Consider the following 17,618-nt stretch of genomic DNA (forward strand, 5'->3'; position numbering starts at 1 on the left):
GGCTATTACGGATTTAAAATGGTTCTTAACTTGTTCTTAATTCTGTTCATTTTCACGCGGGCATTTACCTCGCTAATTCCCATTGTTTCGCTAATTTCTCTGTAATCTTTATCTTCTAAATACAAAAAAACAAGTGCTTTTTCAATATCATTAAGCTGGTGCACTGCTTTGTAAAGTATTTTTAATTGTTGTTCTTCGGTATCATCATAATCTTCAGATTTCATTTTAAAAGCAACACCATCATAATCTTGGGTGTTAATGGTTCTTTTAGACTTTCGGTATAGTGTAATAGCGGTATTTAAACCAACTCTATACATCCAAGTGCTAAATTTTGAATCGCCACGAAACTTTGGGTATGCTTTCCAAAGTTGAATGGTTATTTCTTGGAACAAATCATTATGAGCATCATAGTTATTGGTGTACAACCTGCATACTTTATGTATGATGTTTTGATGCTTTTCAAGCAGTTCCACAAAATTTTGTTCTAATTCGTTCTTCAATGTTATGGTTTGGTTATACCAATAAGTAGTTTAAATTGTAAAAATGTTACAAGTAATAGTGAAAATACTATTTTTTTAAATGAATTTATAACATGGCTTAAATAAAAACGCAATAAGTTTCAATTCATCCTCAACATTTTACAGTTCGGTTAATTAAAGTTTATAAAAACGCGTTTCTGCTTCAAATTTGCGCTGTAAACCAAAACAAATAAACAGCCATGAAGCAATTAATTATAATTTTAATAGCATTACTAAGTTTTCAAATACATGCGCAAACAACAATTAGCGGTATGGTGGTTAATGCTAAAAACCAACCAATTATTGGTGCTAATATTTATTTAGAAGGAACTTATGATGGCAGCACATCAAATAACATAGGTGAATTTTCATTTACAACCACAGAAAAGGGTACACAAACATTGGTAATATCATATTTAGCTTATGAAACGCATACCATGATTGGAGATGTTTCTTATATGAAAAATGTAATTATTGAATTAAAAGAAGATGTAAGTGCTTTAGATGCCGTAGTACTTTCAGCAGGAACATTTTCAGCCGGCGACAATAGCAAAGTCAATGCATTAAAACCTTTAGATGTAGTAACCACAGCCAGTGCTTTAGGAGATTTTGTTGGGGCATTGCAAACACTTCCAGGAACATCAACCGTAGCCGAAGATGGTCGTTTATTCGTACGTGGTGGTGATGCTAACGAAACTCAAATTTTTATTGATGGTATTCGTGTGTTTACTCCCTATACACCAACTACCAACAATGCACCAACACGTGGGCGTTATTCACCTTTTTTGTTTGATGGTATTACCTTTTCAACTGGTGGTTATTCGGCTGAATATGGGCAAGCATTATCTAGTGTTTTGCTTTTAAACACTGTTAATGAACCAGACCAAGAAAAAACAGATATAGGTATTATGAGTGTTGGGGCTACTTTAGGAAATACCCAAAAGTGGAAACAAAGTTCATTAAGTGTAAATGGGTCTTATATAAATTTAGCACCATATGTAGCACTGTTTCCTGATAGAAACGACTGGAAAAAGCCTTTTGAAACCTTTGCAGGAGAAACTGTTTACAGGCATAAAACCAATAACGGATTATTTAAACTTTATGGCGCTTTTGATGTTAGTAATTTTGAATTAACTCAAGAAGATATTAACGTTTCTGAAGGTGTTAATTTTAAACTTAACAATAGTAATTTATATGTAAATAGTTCATACAGTGCCAAATTATCAGATACTTGGAGCATGTTTTCGGGGGTAAGTTACACAAGAGCCAACAATAAAATACATGTTATAAATAGTGATATTGATAATGTTGAAAATTCATTTCACACAAAATTAAAGTTTAAAAACCGTTTTAGTAACAGATTTAAACTCTATTACGGTGCCGAGTTTTTTGCTACTAATTATAATGAAACTTATAATGATGATGCCGTTAATAACGCTAATTATGGTTATACAAACAATATTGCTGCCGCCTTTACCGAAGCTGATATTTTTATATCAAAAAGCTTAGCTTTTAAAACAGGTGTTAGGGCAGAGTATAGTGCACTTTTTAAAGATTTTACAGTAGCACCAAGATTGTCATTGGCTTATAAAACATCCAGTAAAAGTCAGCTTTCATTGGCTTACGGAAACTTTTACCAAAACCCCAGTAGTGATATTTTAAAGTTTGAACAAAATTTGAAAGCCGAAAATACAACGCATTATATTATGAATTATCAGTACAACGCAAATAAACGTATTTTTAGAGCCGAAGCTTACTACAAAAAGTATAATAACTTAGTAAAGTTTGATACTAGTTTTGCTGATTTTGATAGTGCTTTTGATAATAACGGTAATGGTTACGCAACTGGTTTAGATATATTTTGGCGTGATAACTATTCTATAAAAAACTTTGATTATTGGGTAAGCTATTCATTGTTAGATACCCAAAGAAATTATAGAAATTATCCAACCAAAGCACAGCCTAATTTTGCAAATAAGCACAACCTATCTGTAGTTGGTAAATATTTTATTAATAAACTACGTAGTCAGGTTGGTTTTAGTTACGGTTTGGCATCTGGCAGAACTTATACAAACCCAAATAAAGCCGGTTTTTTAAATGAAAAAACAAAAGCCTTTAATAGTTTAAGCTTAAATTGGGCGTATTTAATATCGCCTCAAAAAATACTATATGCCTCAGTTAATAACGTATTGGGTTTTAAAAATATTAACGGCTACCAATATGCTAATACACCTAATGTTAATGGACAATTTAATAGGAGAGCATTACAGCCAGCTGCAGATCAGTTCTTTTTTATTGGCTTCTTCTGGACTATTAGTGAAGATAAAAAAAGCAATCAACTAGATAATTTGTAGGTCTAAGTTTTGTTTATTATCTTCTTAAAACAATCCGTTAAATTGGTTAACCAGTTTTAAATAATTGATTATCTTGCAATAAATTAAAACTCTAAAAAAATAAACATGGGGCAAGTTATTACTTTTGGTGAGGTTTTAATGCGTATTTCGCCTTGGGGAAACAAAAAGTTTATACAATCAAATGTAGCCGAATTCTTTTTTGGTGGCACAGAGCTAAATGTAGGTATTTCTATTGCTCGTTTTGGTGGCCAAGTAAAGCATATTAGTGCTGTTTCAAATGATTTTATTGGTGAAACCGCCATATCTTACATTAATAAATTTGGTGTAGATACATCGTCAATTGTACGATCTAAACGTCCGTTAGGTGTTTATTTTTTAGAGGTTGGTGCAGTTATGCGTCCAAGTACCATTTCGTATAACCGTTCACATTCGTCATTTTCTGAAATTCAACCCAATATGGTTAATTGGCAAGAAGCATTAAATAACGGGGCGTGGTTACACTGGACGGGTATTACACCTGCGCTTTCAAAACACGCATTTCATATTTTAAAAGAAGGGTTAATACTTGCTAAAGAAAAAGGCATGACGGTATCTGCAGACCCAACTTACAGAAACGGGTTATGGAATTATGGTATTGATGCAAAAGATGCTTTAGTTGAATTATTAGAATTATCAACCGTATTTATTGGTGGTATTAATGAAATTAACGAAGTTTTGGGTACCAATTACGGGTATTCAAATGATGATTTTATTGAAGCTTCAAAAGCATTAATGGAAGCATTTCCTAGTATAGAAAAAGTATTTGATAAAATTAGAACGTCATTAAATTCATCATGGCATAAAATACGTGCAAGAATGTATAATGGTAAAGAATTTAAAGAAACTATAGATTTAGATATTACCCATATTGTTGATAGAATAGGCACAGGTGATGCATTTGCAGCGGGATTAATTTATGGTTTGCAACGTTTTGATGATTGTAAAGCCATGAAATTTGCAAGTGCTGCCTGTGCTTTAAAGCATACTTATGAAGGCGATGTTAATTTAGCAACTGTTAATGAAGTTACCGCTATTTTAAACGGTAATACATCAGGCAGATTACATAGGTAAATTTTACTCGGTAAGTTGTAATAAACCAAACATACTTGGTTGGTGTACATCTTTAGTGTTTATATTTTTAACCGGAAAAATAGTGGTGGTAGAGCGGTTTTCACCTTCAATGTCATTTCTATCTTGCCTAATGGCTAAAAACATATATTGTGCACCTGGTTTTACTGGGTAAGCTCTATCTAAACCCCATAATACATTAAACGGTATTTTAAATTCCATTGCCCAACCTTCATCGGTGTCTAAGTTATTGTTTACGGTACCATTAATTGTTACACCAACTTCATATTCAGGGTTGTACCATTTAGCTACAATGTTTTTACCTTTCTCAAAATCATTTATAAATAAAACATCGTTTTTTGCTTTGTTTAAATTAACTTCAAGTGCAATATGTGCATTTAATGGTTTTGGTGCGGGTATTAAAAATAATTCGGCACAATCATCAAAAAAAGGTTTACCATCTCTTTGGGTTTCTCTTGCCACAATATTGGTGTCTTCGCATTCAAAAAATAAGTACAAATTTTCAGCATCCCAAAGCATTCTAAAGGTTGTGTTCTGGTAAGTATTATTACTTTTTAGTGGGTAAAAGTGAGTTAACTTTCGGGCTTCAGTTGTATTCCAATCGGTTTCATCCATTTTGCCATCAATAACCATGGTATTATTGGTTTTTACAACCTTATAAACAGGGTTACTTTGTTGTTGGCCATTAGCTACAAAAAATGAAGAAAACAGAAAAAAAATACAGTAAAAAGGTTTCATGTTAGTTTAGTTAAATATAAACTAAAGTAAGGCTTTTATATGATACCTGTAGTTTTAGATATGATTTTTGTCATAGTTTATCATGCACTTTGAAACTACTTTTATGGTATAAAATTTTAGAGTCATGAAACCAAAAAAGAATCCAAATTTAGAAATAGGACGCAATAGCACTTTGTATTTTGCTATAGGTCTTAATTTGATGCTGCTTCTTTCTTGGCGTATGTTAGAATATAAAACTTACGAGAAAGATGAAGTTTCAATTGATATTGTAGAAGTTGAGAGTGAATTTGAAGAAGAAATACCAATAGTAAATCAAATGGCACCACCGCCACCGCCACCGCCACCGGTTGCTCTACAAGAAAATGTGCAGATTGTTGAAGATACTGAAGAGGTTGAGGAAACCTTTATAGAAAGCTCTGAAACTGATCAAAACGACGCTATTGCTGAGGTGGTTGAAGTAAGCGACATTGTGGTTGAAGAAATAGGTGAAGAAGTTGAAGTAGCGTTTGCTATTATTGAAGATGTACCCGTGTTTCCGGGTTGCGAAAAACTTAGTAAAGCAAAAACAAAGGCTTGTTTTCAGCAAATGATACAGCAACATGTTGTAAAACACTTTACATACCCGCAAGCTGCTTTAGATATGGGTATACAAGGGCGCGTGTCAGTAATATTTATGATAGATACCAAAGGGCACGTAACAGGTGTACGTTCTAGAGGGCCAGATAAAATTTTAGAAAAAGAAGCAGAGCGTATTATTGGATTGCTACCCAAAATGCAACCTGGTAAACAACGCGGTAAACCAGTTAAAGTTTCTTATGCTGTGCCAATATTCTTCAAGTATCAAGAAGGATAGGTCTGTAAAAAGTTCTTTATTTCAATGTGGGGAAAACCAAGAGTTAACAAATTAGCTCTTGGTTTTTTGTTTTATATAATATGTAAGCCATATATGGTGTTTTTTTAATTTAACAATTCATCATATAAAAATTACAGTTGGGTAATTCACTTTTTTAAAACCTTCATGTGTGTTGCATATTTGTTTCACAATTAAAAAACAAACAGTTATTATTTTAAATTTAAAACACATGAAAAAACTAATCATCATCACCGTATTATTAATTACAGGCTTTGTAAGTGCACAAAGTAACTTTGAAAAAGGAATGGAAAAGGCTTTCAGTTTATGGAATAGCGGTAAACCTGTTGAGGCTGCTAATATGTTTGAGCGTATTGCCAATGCAGAACAAGATAATTGGTTACCACCGTATTACGCTGCTCAAATTAATATTGTTTATAGTTTTGGGTTGAAAGACAAAGAAAAGTTAACCGCTCAATTAAAAAAGGCACAAGATTTATTAAATGATGCCACAGCCATATCAAAAAATAATCCAGAAATTTTAGTAATGCAGGCAATGCTACACACCGCTTGGGTGGCATTTGATGGCGCAACATACGGCATGACACTTTCGCCTAAAGTGGTAGAAATTTATACTAAAGCTAAGGCTATTGCACCTAATAACCCAAGAGTTGTATATTGTTATGCAGAATGGAATATTGGTGGTGCTAAGTTTTTTGGACAAGACACCACACCGTTTTGCAAAGATTTAGAAAAAGCCTTAGAACTTTTTGCTAATTTTAAACCAGAAACACCTTTTCACCCTAATTGGGGGCAAGATCGTGCTGAAATGGCTTTAAAAGCTTGCAACAAATAATTTATTAAAACAAAGTATAAATATAAAAGCTTTACAATGAAACATCTTCTAAAAAACATAATTACTTCATTTATAATAGGTATTGTTGTATTTATTGTTGGAAGTTTTTTATCAAACGGATTTAAATATAATTCTACTGAAGATTTTCTTGTAACCTTTGTAATTTATCAGCTTTATGCTTTTGTAATTGGTTTTTCTAACATGTATTTTTTTGATTATTTAGAAAAACTAACCTGGAGACCAACCGATAAAATTAAGCGCATAATTATAGGTATTATAGGTGCTACCGTACTTACACTTTTATGCCTTTTTGTACTAAACTTAATAATGGCCATAACGTTGCGTGGTGAATCGGTAATGCATTTCATAGCAAACCAATCTTTTAGTCATTACAGTTTTGGTTTATGGATTACATTAACTATTGTAACTTTTTTTCACGTTGTTTATTTCTACAATAAATATCAGCAAAACAAAATAAAGGAACAAAAAGTAATTGCAGGTACGGCTAGTGCAAAGTTTGATGCTTTAAAAAATCAATTAGATCCGCATTTTCTATTCAACAGTTTAAATGTTTTAACCAGTTTAATTGATGAAAACCCAGATAAGGCACAAGATTTTACAACATCGCTTTCAAAAGTATATAGGTATGTTTTAGAGCAAAAAAGTAAAGAATTAGTATCTGTAGATGAAGAACTGCAATTTGCAAAAACGTACATGTCTTTAATAAAAATGCGTTTTGAAGACAGTATAGTATTTACAATGCCTGCAAAAGCAACAAACCCCGAAAGTAAAGTAGTTCCATTATCATTACAATTACTTTTAGAAAATGCAGTAAAACACAACATGGTAACCCCAAGTAAACCTTTGCAGATTACCATTTTTGAAGATAATGGTTACCTAATAGTACAAAACAATTTACAACCAAAGCAAATAGTAAAAAAAAGCAGTGGTGTTGGTTTAAGTAACATAATGCAACGTTACAATTTGCTTACTACCCGCAAGGTAGATATTAACAAACAATCAACTAAGTTTTCGGTAGCAATACCAATGCTTACAAAACAAATATCAATTATGAGAACAAAATCATCAAATCAAATAGACGATAGTTATTTACGCGCACGCAATCATGTTGAAGAGCTTAAAGGTTTTTATTACAGCTTAGTAGCTTACATTTTTGTAATACCTTTTTTAATTTTTGTGAATTATAGAACCTCGTGGCATTTCCAATGGTTTTGGTTTCCAATGTTTGGTTGGGCTATAGGTTTGGTTATACAAGCATTTAGGGTTTTTGTACACAACGGTGCTTTTGGCCGAAACTGGGAGCAACGTAAAATACAAGAATACATGAAGCAAGAGGAACAAAAAGATCGTTGGAACTAATTAAAAAAAACATGGAACAATTAAAAGATTTTAATACAGACTATAAAAAAGAAGACGCTTATTTACGTGCACAAAAACGTGTAAAAGATTTAAAAGGATTTTACGCTCACGCATTGTGGTATTTGGTAATTAACATAATACTTATTGTATTAATTGGTGCAAATTCAAACGGAAATATTTGGAACTTTGGCACATTTGCAACAGCATTTTTTTGGGGCATAGGTTTAGCATTTCATGCTTTAGGCGTGTTTGGTAAAAATATATTTTTTAGTAAAAACTGGGAAGAACGCAAAATACAAGAATACATGCGTAAAGAGGAAACTGAGAAATACGAATAGTATGAGCAAACCAACCAATAATAAAAGTAAACAAGCCTATTTTAAAGCCAAAGAAAAAGTAAACCATGTAAAAATATTTTACGTGCATTTGGTGGGCTATTTAATAGCTGTTGGGCTTATGGGTTACAATATTTACTATATTCATATTTACACAAGTAAATACACTAACTTTTTTACATGGTTTAATAGTATATTTATTGTAGCGTGGACGGTTTTTATTGTTTTACACTGGCGTTGGGCCATAAAAGGAAAAACCTTTTTTAGTAAAGGTTGGGAAGCAAAAAAAGCCAAAAAATATATAGAAAAGCAAAGCACAAAAGAAGAAACCACAATGTGGGAATAGGCCAGCAACCATAATTCAAAATATTAAAAAAATTACTGTAGCTATTATGAATGTTATTATTATTGAAGACGAAAAACCATCGGCACGCCGTTTACAACGTATGTTAAATGAATTAGGTATTGAAGCTGAAACTATGCTGCACTCTGTAGAAGAGTCTATACAGTGGTTTCAAGAAAATACGCATCCAGATTTAATTTTTTTAGACATACAGTTAAGTGATGGTTTGTCATTTGAAATTTTTGAAACCATTAAAATAAAATCGGCCATAATTTTTACAACCGCCTATGACGAGTACGCACTTCAAGCATTCAAATTAAATAGTATAGATTATTTACTTAAACCAATTGATACCGATGAATTAGAAAATGCTGTAACAAAATATCAAGAAAATGCGCCTAAAAAGCAAGCTGTAACTTTAGATTTTACCGATATTAAAAACCTCTTAGTAAATCCTTTAGATAGAGAATATAAAAAACGTTTTTCAGTAAAAGTGGGGCAGCACTTAAAACTTATAAATGTTGATGAAATTGAATGTATATATTCTGAAAACAAAGGCACTTATTTATTTACAACTGATGGCAGAAACTATTTGTTAGATAAAACTTTAGATCAACTTGAAGACGATTTAGAACCACAAACCTTTTACCGTATTAACCGTAAGTTTTACGTTAATATAAATGCTATAAAAGATATGGTTAGTTATACAAACTCGCGTTTACAAATAAAATTAAAGGCATACAATGAGCAAGAAGTTATTGTTGCACGTGAGCGTGTAAAAGATTTTAAAGCTTGGTTAGAGTAGGTGTGTTATTAGTGTTTAATTATCAACTCTAGTAAAAATCATTGTATTGTTATCATTAAAATCAGTAGGTCTGTCTCCACCAAAACCCATTGAAAACATCATTTTATTAGCGTCAATTTTTTTGGCAATACATAATAACCTTTTGGTTATGTTATCTTCAAAAATGGTAACCATAAAATCAACCTCTATTGGAGATTTTGAATAGTCAACCTCATATTCCATTTTGCCTCTTTTACCATGAAATTCAAAGTCTTTTCCTCCTAAATCAAAATCTTTAACCTTCATATAAGCATACCCTTCAGCATCAAAAATAAAATACCCAACTTCATAATTTTCAACACCTTCCCATTTTCCTATAATACTAAAATCTGAAGTCTTGGTTGTGCTAAATGATGTTAACATTAACGCAGTTAACAGTAATAAAATGATTTTTTTCATGGGTTTAAGTTGTTTTTTAAGAAAAGTATTTTTTGAAGATATGAAATATTAAAACCAGTATAATTAGGTTTTTTACAAATTATAAATGTTACTCTTCTATGCGGTTTTCATCAAAAGCCGACGGTAAAAGTTTTGGTATAAATTTAACAACAAGTGGCAACAAAATAGCACCACCAGGCAGCATAAAAATGGCTAAACTTGGTATGCTTTTAAAAATATCAAGTAGTTGGTCTTGTACTTTTTTTTGTTCTTCTTGTGTTAAATCGCGCACTGTAGATTGTGTAAGCAGTACCATAAGTTCTTTACTGTCTTTTAGCTCTTGGTACAGGCGTTTACGGTTTCTAGAAATAAGTTTGGTAACCATTTTACTAGAATTATTATAAAAACTTTGCACTAAATTTTTAGAGCTTAAAAGCGCAATATTGTTTTTGTTTTTTGTGTAAAACTGGTTTACGGTTGCAATGGCCTCTTTGGTGCGCTCTTTAGGTATATTAAGGTCTGCGCCAAGTTTAACTAAAAAGCGTTGTTCGTTTTTGTCAATTTTTTTATCGGTCCAAGTAGCCATACACGCCAAATCTAAAATGTAATTTTTTTCTTGGTTTGTGGTAATGTTGCTTAAGGCCGTTTCGTATTTTAAAGGCTTACTGTTGTGGTAGCGTAAAGACGATTCAAAAAGTTTTATCAAACTTTCATCGTACTGGTTTTTATGTGATTTTGAATTTAAAACTGATAATGTAATGGCTTCAATAGATGCTTCAAGGTGTTTTAAATAATCAATACTAATGGTGTTGTTTTTTAAATACTCTTGGTATGCCAAAACATCAATATACAGCAAAGCGTTTATAATAAAATATTTAAAATTTTTGGTAAGCACATTGGCATCAATTTGTGTGCGTTTGTGTATAAGTTTTTCCAGTTGCTCGTTAGATTTTTTACCACCCAACAACCCCTGAAAAAATGAGGTTTTTAATTCATCAATAGCCGTATAAAAATCAATAGTACTATCAATAAAACCAGTGCTAATTTTAGCAGTGTTATAGGTGTAAAATAGCGCAAGTAATAAGTTGGTTTTAGAGCGCTCTTCTTCCGTTAAGTCTTCATTTTCAATAACACTAGCAACCACATTTAAATTGCTGCCATAAATAAACCCGCAAGCTCTTAAGCTATCATAAAATTGTGTAGCATTTAAGTTTAAAAAAGCAGGTGTTTGTTCTACTTCTTTCAATAATTTTTTAATCCAACCTTGTGCAGATGGGTTCATGGAGTGTTTTTTAGCTAATGTAAATGTAGTATTAAAAGCGTATAAACTAAAAATTTTTTCGTTAACAAAATTTTAACAAAACCACTAAAACTCTTTTTTCGTAGGTATGGGCATAAATGAATTTTTAATTAACTAAATGTCAAAAATTATGAAAAAAGTTAGAAATGTTATAGGAATAGCTATTGTAGCAATAGCAGGTTTCTTTATGGTGGCAGCAGATCATATTGATGCGCCCGATGTGCAAGGTGGCACAAGTGATATTACCGATTTTTATGCCTTCCAAGGTGCTAATACCGATAATATGGTATTTGTAGCCAATGTACAAGGTTTGTTAAGCCCTTCGGCAACAGGAGCAGCGGCTTTTGATGAAAATGTGCTTATTGAATTTAATATTGATAATACAGGCGATAATGTTGAAGACCTGGTAATTCAAGCCATTCCAAGAGATGGTAAAATGTATTTCTTTGGTCCAGTAGCGCCATCATCAACAGGCTTAAACAGTACAATACAAATAAATGCAACAGCGGGTGGCGTGGTAGATATTACACCATATAATGCAAATGAAATTATAGCTACTAATGGCGGTATGACATTTTTTGCAGGCCCAAGAGATGATCCTTTCTTTATGGATTTTGCACAGTATTCTGAAATTATAGCTGGTAATGCTACAAGTTTTAATGACCCTGGAGCCGATACATTTGCAGGTACCAACGTCATGTCTGTTATAGTAGAAGTACCAAAATCTATGATTGGCGGTAGCGGAACTATTAATACTTGGGTTGAAGCTAAAAGAAAATAATTAACACTATTAAAATTTAAATTATGAAAAATATAAAAATATTAGCAGTACTTGCTGTAGCATTTGTAGCCTTTAATTGTTCAGATGATGATAATGATATCATGCAACCAGACCCTGTAGATTTTTCAGGAACGTATGCTCAAAAAGATCAAATGGGAAGACCTGCCGTTAACACCGTTTTTGTGTCTTCAGATAGTAAAGATATGTTTAACGTAACAGTGCCCTCTGCTCAAAACACCGCTTTTCAAAGTATGTTTCAAACTAATTTAACAGGTTTAAGTCCTGCTTTTGCAAATGATGGCGATACTAACGCACTTGGGCAAGATGCAGCAACGTTTACAGGCCTTTTAGCAACCGATGTTTTAAACGTATCATTAGACGGAACAACAACCTTTTACGATGGAACAAACGTTTTAACAGGAAGAGCCTTGGCCGATGATGTTATTACTGTTGAGCTACTACTAATTTTTGGTGGTGAAGATTTTTCTGAAAACCCAGGATTATCTGATGATCATGTTGATGCAAACGACAAACCTTTTTTAGCCTCATTCCCTTACCTAGCATCGCCTTGGTAAAAATATAATCCCAAGGCGTATTTAGCCTTGGGGTTTTTAATTGTCCCAAAACTACTTCAAACCAAATAAAAATAATATGCAAACCAAAACCATAATAGCACTTTTTGTACTTGTTGTAACTATGTTTAGTTGTAATGAAACACCACAGAAAGTAACTGAAAAATCACAGTACTCAGCATTTTTAAATACTACAGATAATGAGATGTTGCGTTTAGCAAAACAAGATGTAACATTTTGGGAAAAAAAGCTTGAAAAAGAACCAAATCAATTTCCGTATTTAGCAAAATTAGCAGCATCTCAAACTGTTTTATTTAATGAAACGGGTATTATTGAACACTTAAAAAATGCTGAAACTTATTTAGTTGAAGCAAATAAAAGCACACATTATAATAATGCGGGCTATTTAAGAAGTTTGGCAAGAAACTACATATCTCAACACCGTTTTAAAGAAGCACTAGAATTAGTTGAAAAAGCTGAAACCATTGGCGAAAATTTAAGAGCTACACAGTGTATGTTGTTTGATGTACATTTAGAATTGGGTAATTATAAAGTAGCCGAAACGTATTTGGCTAAAATTGAAGATTTTAAAGATTTCGATTTTTTAATTCGAATAGCCAAATGGTCAGACCACAAAGGAAATTTAGATGCCACCATAAATTACATGGAACGCGCTAAAGACATTGCAGAGTCATCAAACTTAAAAGGTATGAAGCAATGGGTGTACACCAATTTAGCCGATTATTACGGGCACGCCGGAAACATAAAAACATCATACAATTATTATTTAAAGGCATTACAATTAAACCCCAATGATGCTTACGCCAAAAAAGGTATTGCTTGGATTGTATATTCTTATGAAAAAAATCCAGATGAAGCTTTACGTATTTTAGAAACTGTAACGGCAACTTACAATGCTCCAGATTATTACCTTTTGAAAGCCGAAATAGCAGCATTTAAAGAAGATGATACACTTGAAGAAACGCAGCTGAAATTTTACAAAAATACTGTTAAAAATCCGCTATATGGCCAAATGTATAATGCTCATAATATACTTTTGCACGCCGAGGAACCTGAGCATTTTGATGAAGTTTTAAAAACAGCGTTTTCTGAAGTTGAAAATAGGGCAACACCACAAACATACAGCCTGTTAGCATGGGTGTATTTAAATAATAATCAAAAAGAAAATGCTTTAACAATAATGCAAAATCATGTGGTTGGAAAAACCTTTGAACCTGAAGCTTTATACCATTTAGCCGAAATTTACAAAGCAAATAATATGCTTAGTGAAGCTAAAAAGCTTAAGCAAGAGTTGTTAGAAAGTAGTTTTGAACTAGGGCCAATAACAACCGCTAAAATTGAAAATATTTAAAACCAAATTATGATTCGTAAACCAATAAAACCAATACTGTTTTTTTTGTTATGTTTTGTGTTTGTAAGCACAAATGCACAACAGTTAAAAGGGCAGGTCATTAACACTAAAAATCAACCCTTGGAGGCGGCATATATTTACAATTTAAATTCTAAAAGTCATGCACATTCATTAGAAACAGGTGCTTTTATTTTAAATGATACTAAGGTAGGAGATTCTATTAAAATAGGGCTTTTAGGTTACAACACTAAAATAGTAGCTGTAGAGCGTATGCAAATGCCAATTACCATTCAGTTATCTGAAAAAATATATAGTTTAGATGAGTTGATAATTTCTGAACAGTTAAATGCGCTTAGTACTATTACCGATTTAGATTTGAATACAAACCCCGTAAAATCATCACAAGAAATATTACGTAAAGTACCAGGTTTAATTATTGGTCAGCATGCTGGTGGCGGTAAAGCTGAACAGATATTTTTACGAGGTTTTGATATTGATCATGGTACAGATATAGCACTTTCAGTTGATGGTATGCCTGTAAATATGGTATCGCATGCACATGGACAAGGTTACAGTGATCTACACTTTATAATACCTGAAACTGTAAATAAAATAGACTTTGGTAAAGGGCCGTATTATGCTAATAAAGGCGATTTTAACACTGCGGGTTATGTAGATTTTTCAACTAAAGATTATTTAAATGATAACGAAATTTCATTTGGTTTAGGGCAATTTAATACATCACGTGTGTTAGGTATGTTTAATTTGCTTGATAAGGTAAATAATCAACATGCATACCTAGCTGTAGAAAACTTACAAAGTGATGGCCCTTTTGAGTCACCACAAAATTTCAACAGACTTAATATGTTTGGTAAATATGTATTATTTACACCTTCAAATGATAAAATAACATTAACAGCTTCGCATTTTACTAGTACTTGGGATGCTTCGGGGCAAATTCCTGTACGTGCTGTAAATAGCGGATTAATTTCAAGATTTGGAGCTATTGATGATACCGAGGGCGGTACTACTGATAGAACTAATTTTAATGTAAGTTTTACAAAACAAGTTAATGACAATACTACGTTTAAAACCAACGCTTTTTACAGTAATTATAATTTTGAATTGTTTTCAAATTTTACATTCTTTTTAGAGGATGAAGACAACGGAGACCAAATTAAACAAAAGGAAAGCAGAAATATTTTTGGCTTAAATACAGCTTTTACAACAGAAACTTTTTTAAATGATGTTGAGGTGAATTTAAATTATGGGTTGTCTTTTAGGCATGATATTTCAAATAATAATGAGTTATCAAAAACCATAAATAAAACCACATTAAACGAAGCTGTTCAGTTAGGAGATATCAATCAAACCAATACATCGGCATTTTTTAATGCTGCATTCACAAAAGGTAAATTTACCTTTGCGCCTGGTATTAGGTTAGATAATTACAAGTTTATTTATAAAGATGCGCTTAACAATACAGGTGAAACCTTATCTGAGAGTAAAACTATTTTCAGCCCAAAACTAAATCTGTTTTATACCGCTAATAATAATTTAAAATGGTTTTTAAAATCGGGTATAGGCTTCCATTCCAATGATACACGGGTTGTTGTTACCAATGCCCAAGAAAATATATTGCCAAAAGCCTATGGCGTAGATTTTGGTAATATTTGGAAACCCACAAAAAAACTATTCATTAATACAGCACTTTGGTACTTGTATTTACAACAAGAGTTTGTGTATGTTGGTGATGCTGGTGTTGTTGAACCTAGCGGAAAAACAGAACGCTATGGTGTAGATTTTGGTGTGCGTTATCAGTTTTCAGATCATTTGTATTTTAATACCGATGCCACTTATACCAAAGCCAGAAGTATTGAAGAAGATGAAGGAAATGATTACATTCCGTTAGCACCAGATTTTACAGTAACAGGTGGCTTGTCTCTGCAAGATTATAAAGGATTTTCTGGAAGCATAAACTACAGGTATTTAGATGATAGGCCAGCCAATGAAGATAACAGTATTGTTGCCGATGGCTATTTTGTAACCGATATTAATGCTAACTACACAATTAAAAATATAACCTTTGGTGTTGTAATAGAAAACCTTTTTGATACTGAGTGGAACGAAACGCAATTTGCCACAGAATCTAGATTGCAAAATGAAACAACACCTGTTGAAGAAATTCATTTTACACCAGGGACTCCATTTTTTATAAAAGGCGTTATAAGCTATAAATTTTAAAACATTCTCTCAAGAACTATTAGTAAAGGGATGCTAATTTTTTTGGTTGGTTTGCAAGGAAAGTTGCTTAATTAGAAATAATTAAGTGCTTTCCTTCTTTTTTGTTTAAGGTTTATTTGCAAATATATCTTGAACATACATAAGGGTATTTATACATTGTTGTTTTATTCTATGAAAAAGACAGTTCTCATAAAAATATCATATTAAATTGAGTTTAGCGTACCCAAAAAATAGTAATATGCCTAAAAGTAAATAAACTAAAGAATATGTTTTTCTTAAGAATTAGTTTCAACTACACCTAAAGTGTATAGTTGTTCTAAAGTAGGAGTAGCGCTACCGCCAGCGGGCTCTAAAGTAATTCCAAATGCCTGCGATTGGTTAGTGTTTTCTATTGTGAAAATTTTATTGGCATCGGTATTAAAATCATCTAATGTACCTAAACTTGTTGGGCTTAACGGATTTAAGGTTAAAGACCAAACCTGATACACTTTGCCTTCAGGTGGCGTTGGTAAACCTTGCACATCTAAATAAATATTATTGCTGTTTTTATCCCAATACACTTTTGCGTAAGCATCGGGGTAAACGGTTTGTCCTGCAAGTGGTACCGCAATAATATTTCTATCTCTTAAAACTGAAATAAGGTGTTTGGCATCTTTTAAATTGTTATTAGCTTTTTCAATTTCAGATTCTAATAACTGCTCGTTTATAGTAGCAACTTTAATATCAGATTGTAATTGGTTGTTTCTATTAACCGTCCATAATAAACCAGCACCCAAAATTACTGCTGCTGCCCAACCTGTGTAAGTTAGCCAATTGTATTTAGGTTTTATAGAAACTACTTTGGTGTTTTTAAACCCTAATTTTTGTTTTAAATGTTGAATTGTTTTTTTAGGGTTATGTGCTGAGGTAGCTGCGGTAAGTTTAACCACAGCGCTTTCAATTTCTAAAACCTCTTGTAAAATTTCAGGATGTTTTTGCATAAGCGCGTACACCTCTTTGTTTTCTTTTTCAGAAAGGGTGCCGGCTACGTATAGCTCTAAAATTCCAGATTCTATGTATGCTTTTATATCCATTTTTTAATTAAGCACTAACTCTCGTAATGCTTTAATACAATTTCGGTTTCTTGTTTTTATAGTGCCAATTGGCATGTTTAATGTTTCTGAAGCTTCGTTTTGTGTATAACCTTTGAAATATAGTAGGTTAATTAGTTTTTTACAGTTATCGGCTAGTTTACTAACAAACGTTTTTATACCAATAGCATCGGTTTTATTATCTAAATTATCAGAGGCTTCTATAATGTTTACGAAAAAATCGGCATTAAGGTTTTGTTTATTCTTCTTAAAATTTTTAGAGCGCGTTTTATCAATGGCTGCGTTTCTAGCAATATTTAAAATCCATGTAAAAAATCGGCCTTTACTACTGTTGTATGTGTGGGCTTTATCCCAAGCTTTAATAAAAACATCTTGTGTTATTTCATCGGCTAAATCGTCGTTTTTCAAAATATTAAAAACAACACCGTGAATGCTTTGGCTATACATGTTGTACAAAGCTTCAAAAGCTTGTTCATCTTTATTCTGAAAATTTTTTACAAGAGTTTCTAATTGCATGCAATAATGCGTGTTGGT

Annotated in this window: 18 protein-coding genes; 12 read left to right on the forward strand and 6 right to left on the reverse strand. The window is 32.3% G+C overall.

Translation table 11 applies throughout. From position 1 onward, the window contains the following. Positions 1 to 5: 5 nt before the first annotated feature. The gene (locus tag FUA26_RS10915) at positions 6 to 500 is read right to left on the reverse strand and encodes an RNA polymerase sigma factor (protein ID WP_147135735.1); all 495 of its coding nucleotides are present in this window, start codon (positions 498 to 500) and stop codon (positions 6 to 8) included. A gap of 218 nt (positions 501 to 718) precedes the next feature. Between FUA26_RS10915 and FUA26_RS10920 the strand changes: the two genes are divergently transcribed. Both FUA26_RS10920 and FUA26_RS10925 read left to right on the forward strand, forming a co-directional pair. Further along, positions 719 to 2,872, forward strand: coding sequence for a TonB-dependent receptor (locus FUA26_RS10920; RefSeq protein WP_147135738.1), 2,154 nt, complete (start codon positions 719 to 721; stop codon positions 2,870 to 2,872). A 105-nt stretch (positions 2,873 to 2,977) separates the two neighbouring features. Next, a complete protein-coding gene (locus FUA26_RS10925; protein ID WP_147135741.1) occupies positions 2,978 to 3,982 on the forward strand; it encodes a sugar kinase in 1,005 nt (334 codons plus the stop codon). Positions 3,983 to 3,985: 3 nt separating this feature from the next. Here the strand turns inward: FUA26_RS10925 and FUA26_RS10930 are convergent, their stop codons facing one another. Then, positions 3,986 to 4,738, reverse strand: a complete 753-nt coding sequence (locus FUA26_RS10930) for a carbohydrate-binding family 9-like protein (RefSeq protein ID WP_147135744.1) — start codon at positions 4,736 to 4,738, stop codon at positions 3,986 to 3,988. Positions 4,739 to 4,862: 124 nt separating this feature from the next. On the opposite strand from FUA26_RS10930, the gene FUA26_RS10935 reads away from it, so the two are divergent. From FUA26_RS10935 to FUA26_RS10960, 6 genes are all read left to right on the forward strand, one after another. Continuing rightward, positions 4,863 to 5,591: an energy transducer TonB gene (locus FUA26_RS10935; RefSeq protein ID WP_147135747.1), complete on the forward strand. Its 729-nt coding sequence runs from the start codon at positions 4,863 to 4,865 to the stop codon at positions 5,589 to 5,591. A gap of 229 nt (positions 5,592 to 5,820) precedes the next feature. Continuing rightward, positions 5,821 to 6,444, forward strand: coding sequence for a tetratricopeptide repeat protein (locus FUA26_RS10940; RefSeq protein WP_147135750.1), 624 nt, complete (start codon positions 5,821 to 5,823; stop codon positions 6,442 to 6,444). A gap of 36 nt (positions 6,445 to 6,480) precedes the next feature. Next, positions 6,481 to 7,824 carry a histidine kinase gene (locus tag FUA26_RS10945; protein WP_147135753.1) on the forward strand — a complete coding sequence of 448 codons (1,344 nt, stop codon included), beginning with the start codon at positions 6,481 to 6,483 and terminating at the stop codon, positions 7,822 to 7,824. A gap of 11 nt (positions 7,825 to 7,835) precedes the next feature. Next, a complete protein-coding gene (locus FUA26_RS10950) occupies positions 7,836 to 8,162 on the forward strand; it encodes a 2TM domain-containing protein (RefSeq protein ID WP_147135756.1) in 327 nt (108 codons plus the stop codon). 1 nt (position 8,163) lies between these two features. Further along, positions 8,164 to 8,505 carry a 2TM domain-containing protein gene (locus tag FUA26_RS10955; protein WP_147135759.1) on the forward strand — a complete coding sequence of 114 codons (342 nt, stop codon included), beginning with the start codon at positions 8,164 to 8,166 and terminating at the stop codon, positions 8,503 to 8,505. A gap of 46 nt (positions 8,506 to 8,551) precedes the next feature. After that, on the forward strand, positions 8,552 to 9,307 hold the full coding sequence (locus FUA26_RS10960) for a LytR/AlgR family response regulator transcription factor (protein WP_147135762.1): 756 nt from the start codon (positions 8,552 to 8,554) through the stop codon (positions 9,305 to 9,307). A gap of 15 nt (positions 9,308 to 9,322) precedes the next feature. Here the strand turns inward: FUA26_RS10960 and FUA26_RS10965 are convergent, their stop codons facing one another. Both FUA26_RS10965 and FUA26_RS10970 read right to left on the reverse strand, forming a co-directional pair. After that, positions 9,323 to 9,745, reverse strand: coding sequence for a hypothetical protein (locus tag FUA26_RS10965; RefSeq protein WP_147135764.1), 423 nt, complete (start codon positions 9,743 to 9,745; stop codon positions 9,323 to 9,325). Between the two features lie 88 nt (positions 9,746 to 9,833). Next, the gene (locus FUA26_RS10970; protein WP_147135767.1) at positions 9,834 to 11,006 is read right to left on the reverse strand and encodes an LETM1-related biofilm-associated protein; all 1,173 of its coding nucleotides are present in this window, start codon (positions 11,004 to 11,006) and stop codon (positions 9,834 to 9,836) included. A gap of 148 nt (positions 11,007 to 11,154) precedes the next feature. On the opposite strand from FUA26_RS10970, the gene FUA26_RS15855 reads away from it, so the two are divergent. From FUA26_RS15855 to FUA26_RS10990, 4 genes are all read left to right on the forward strand, one after another. Then, positions 11,155 to 11,805, forward strand: coding sequence for a DUF4331 family protein (locus FUA26_RS15855; protein WP_147135770.1), 651 nt, complete (start codon positions 11,155 to 11,157; stop codon positions 11,803 to 11,805). A gap of 23 nt (positions 11,806 to 11,828) precedes the next feature. Continuing rightward, complete coding sequence (locus FUA26_RS15860; RefSeq protein WP_147135773.1) at positions 11,829 to 12,380, forward strand: DUF4331 family protein; 552 nt, start codon at positions 11,829 to 11,831, stop codon at positions 12,378 to 12,380. A 76-nt stretch (positions 12,381 to 12,456) separates the two neighbouring features. Then, a complete protein-coding gene (locus FUA26_RS10985; RefSeq protein WP_147135775.1) occupies positions 12,457 to 13,749 on the forward strand; it encodes a tetratricopeptide repeat protein in 1,293 nt (430 codons plus the stop codon). Between the two features lie 9 nt (positions 13,750 to 13,758). Beyond that, positions 13,759 to 15,993 (forward strand): TonB-dependent receptor, encoded by a 2,235-nt coding sequence (locus FUA26_RS10990; RefSeq protein WP_147135778.1) that lies wholly within the window; start codon positions 13,759 to 13,761, stop codon positions 15,991 to 15,993. 275 nt (positions 15,994 to 16,268) lie between these two features. Here FUA26_RS10990 and FUA26_RS10995 read toward each other — a convergent pair whose 3' ends face one another. Both FUA26_RS10995 and FUA26_RS11000 read right to left on the reverse strand, forming a co-directional pair. After that, positions 16,269 to 17,066 carry an anti-sigma factor gene (locus tag FUA26_RS10995; protein ID WP_147135781.1) on the reverse strand — a complete coding sequence of 266 codons (798 nt, stop codon included), beginning with the start codon at positions 17,064 to 17,066 and terminating at the stop codon, positions 16,269 to 16,271. 3 nt (positions 17,067 to 17,069) lie between these two features. Continuing rightward, on the reverse strand, positions 17,070 to 17,600 hold the full coding sequence (locus FUA26_RS11000; protein WP_147135784.1) for an RNA polymerase sigma factor: 531 nt from the start codon (positions 17,598 to 17,600) through the stop codon (positions 17,070 to 17,072). Positions 17,601 to 17,618 lie beyond the last annotated feature (18 nt).

The organism is Seonamhaeicola algicola (assembly GCF_007997385.1).
Lineage (GTDB): Bacteria > Bacteroidota > Bacteroidia > Flavobacteriales > Flavobacteriaceae > Seonamhaeicola > Seonamhaeicola algicola.

Bases quoted from the DNA above. Each gene is read 5' to 3' on its own strand.
- FUA26_RS10920 (WP_147135738.1), top strand. From the start codon at position 719: ATGAAGCAATTAATTATAATTTTAATAGCATTACTAAGTTTTCAAATA.
- FUA26_RS10925 (WP_147135741.1), top strand. From the start codon at position 2,978: ATGGGGCAAGTTATTACTTTTGGTGAGGTTTTAATGCGTATTTCGCCT.
- FUA26_RS10930 (WP_147135744.1), bottom strand. From the start codon at position 4,738: ATGAAACCTTTTTACTGTATTTTTTTTCTGTTTTCTTCATTTTTTGTA.
- FUA26_RS10935 (WP_147135747.1), top strand. From the start codon at position 4,863: ATGAAACCAAAAAAGAATCCAAATTTAGAAATAGGACGCAATAGCACT.
- FUA26_RS10940 (WP_147135750.1), top strand. From the start codon at position 5,821: ATGAAAAAACTAATCATCATCACCGTATTATTAATTACAGGCTTTGTA.
- FUA26_RS10945 (WP_147135753.1), top strand. From the start codon at position 6,481: ATGAAACATCTTCTAAAAAACATAATTACTTCATTTATAATAGGTATT.
- FUA26_RS10950 (WP_147135756.1), top strand. From the start codon at position 7,836: ATGGAACAATTAAAAGATTTTAATACAGACTATAAAAAAGAAGACGCT.
- FUA26_RS10955 (WP_147135759.1), top strand. From the start codon at position 8,164: ATGAGCAAACCAACCAATAATAAAAGTAAACAAGCCTATTTTAAAGCC.
- FUA26_RS10960 (WP_147135762.1), top strand. From the start codon at position 8,552: ATGAATGTTATTATTATTGAAGACGAAAAACCATCGGCACGCCGTTTA.
- FUA26_RS10965 (WP_147135764.1), bottom strand. From the start codon at position 9,745: ATGAAAAAAATCATTTTATTACTGTTAACTGCGTTAATGTTAACATCA.
- FUA26_RS10970 (WP_147135767.1), bottom strand. From the start codon at position 11,006: ATGAACCCATCTGCACAAGGTTGGATTAAAAAATTATTGAAAGAAGTA.
- FUA26_RS15855 (WP_147135770.1), top strand. From the start codon at position 11,155: ATGAAAAAAGTTAGAAATGTTATAGGAATAGCTATTGTAGCAATAGCA.
- FUA26_RS15860 (WP_147135773.1), top strand. From the start codon at position 11,829: ATGAAAAATATAAAAATATTAGCAGTACTTGCTGTAGCATTTGTAGCC.
- FUA26_RS10985 (WP_147135775.1), top strand. From the start codon at position 12,457: ATGCAAACCAAAACCATAATAGCACTTTTTGTACTTGTTGTAACTATG.
- FUA26_RS10990 (WP_147135778.1), top strand. From the start codon at position 13,759: ATGATTCGTAAACCAATAAAACCAATACTGTTTTTTTTGTTATGTTTT.
- FUA26_RS10995 (WP_147135781.1), bottom strand. From the start codon at position 17,066: ATGGATATAAAAGCATACATAGAATCTGGAATTTTAGAGCTATACGTA.
- FUA26_RS11000 (WP_147135784.1), bottom strand. From the start codon at position 17,600: ATGCAATTAGAAACTCTTGTAAAAAATTTTCAGAATAAAGATGAACAA.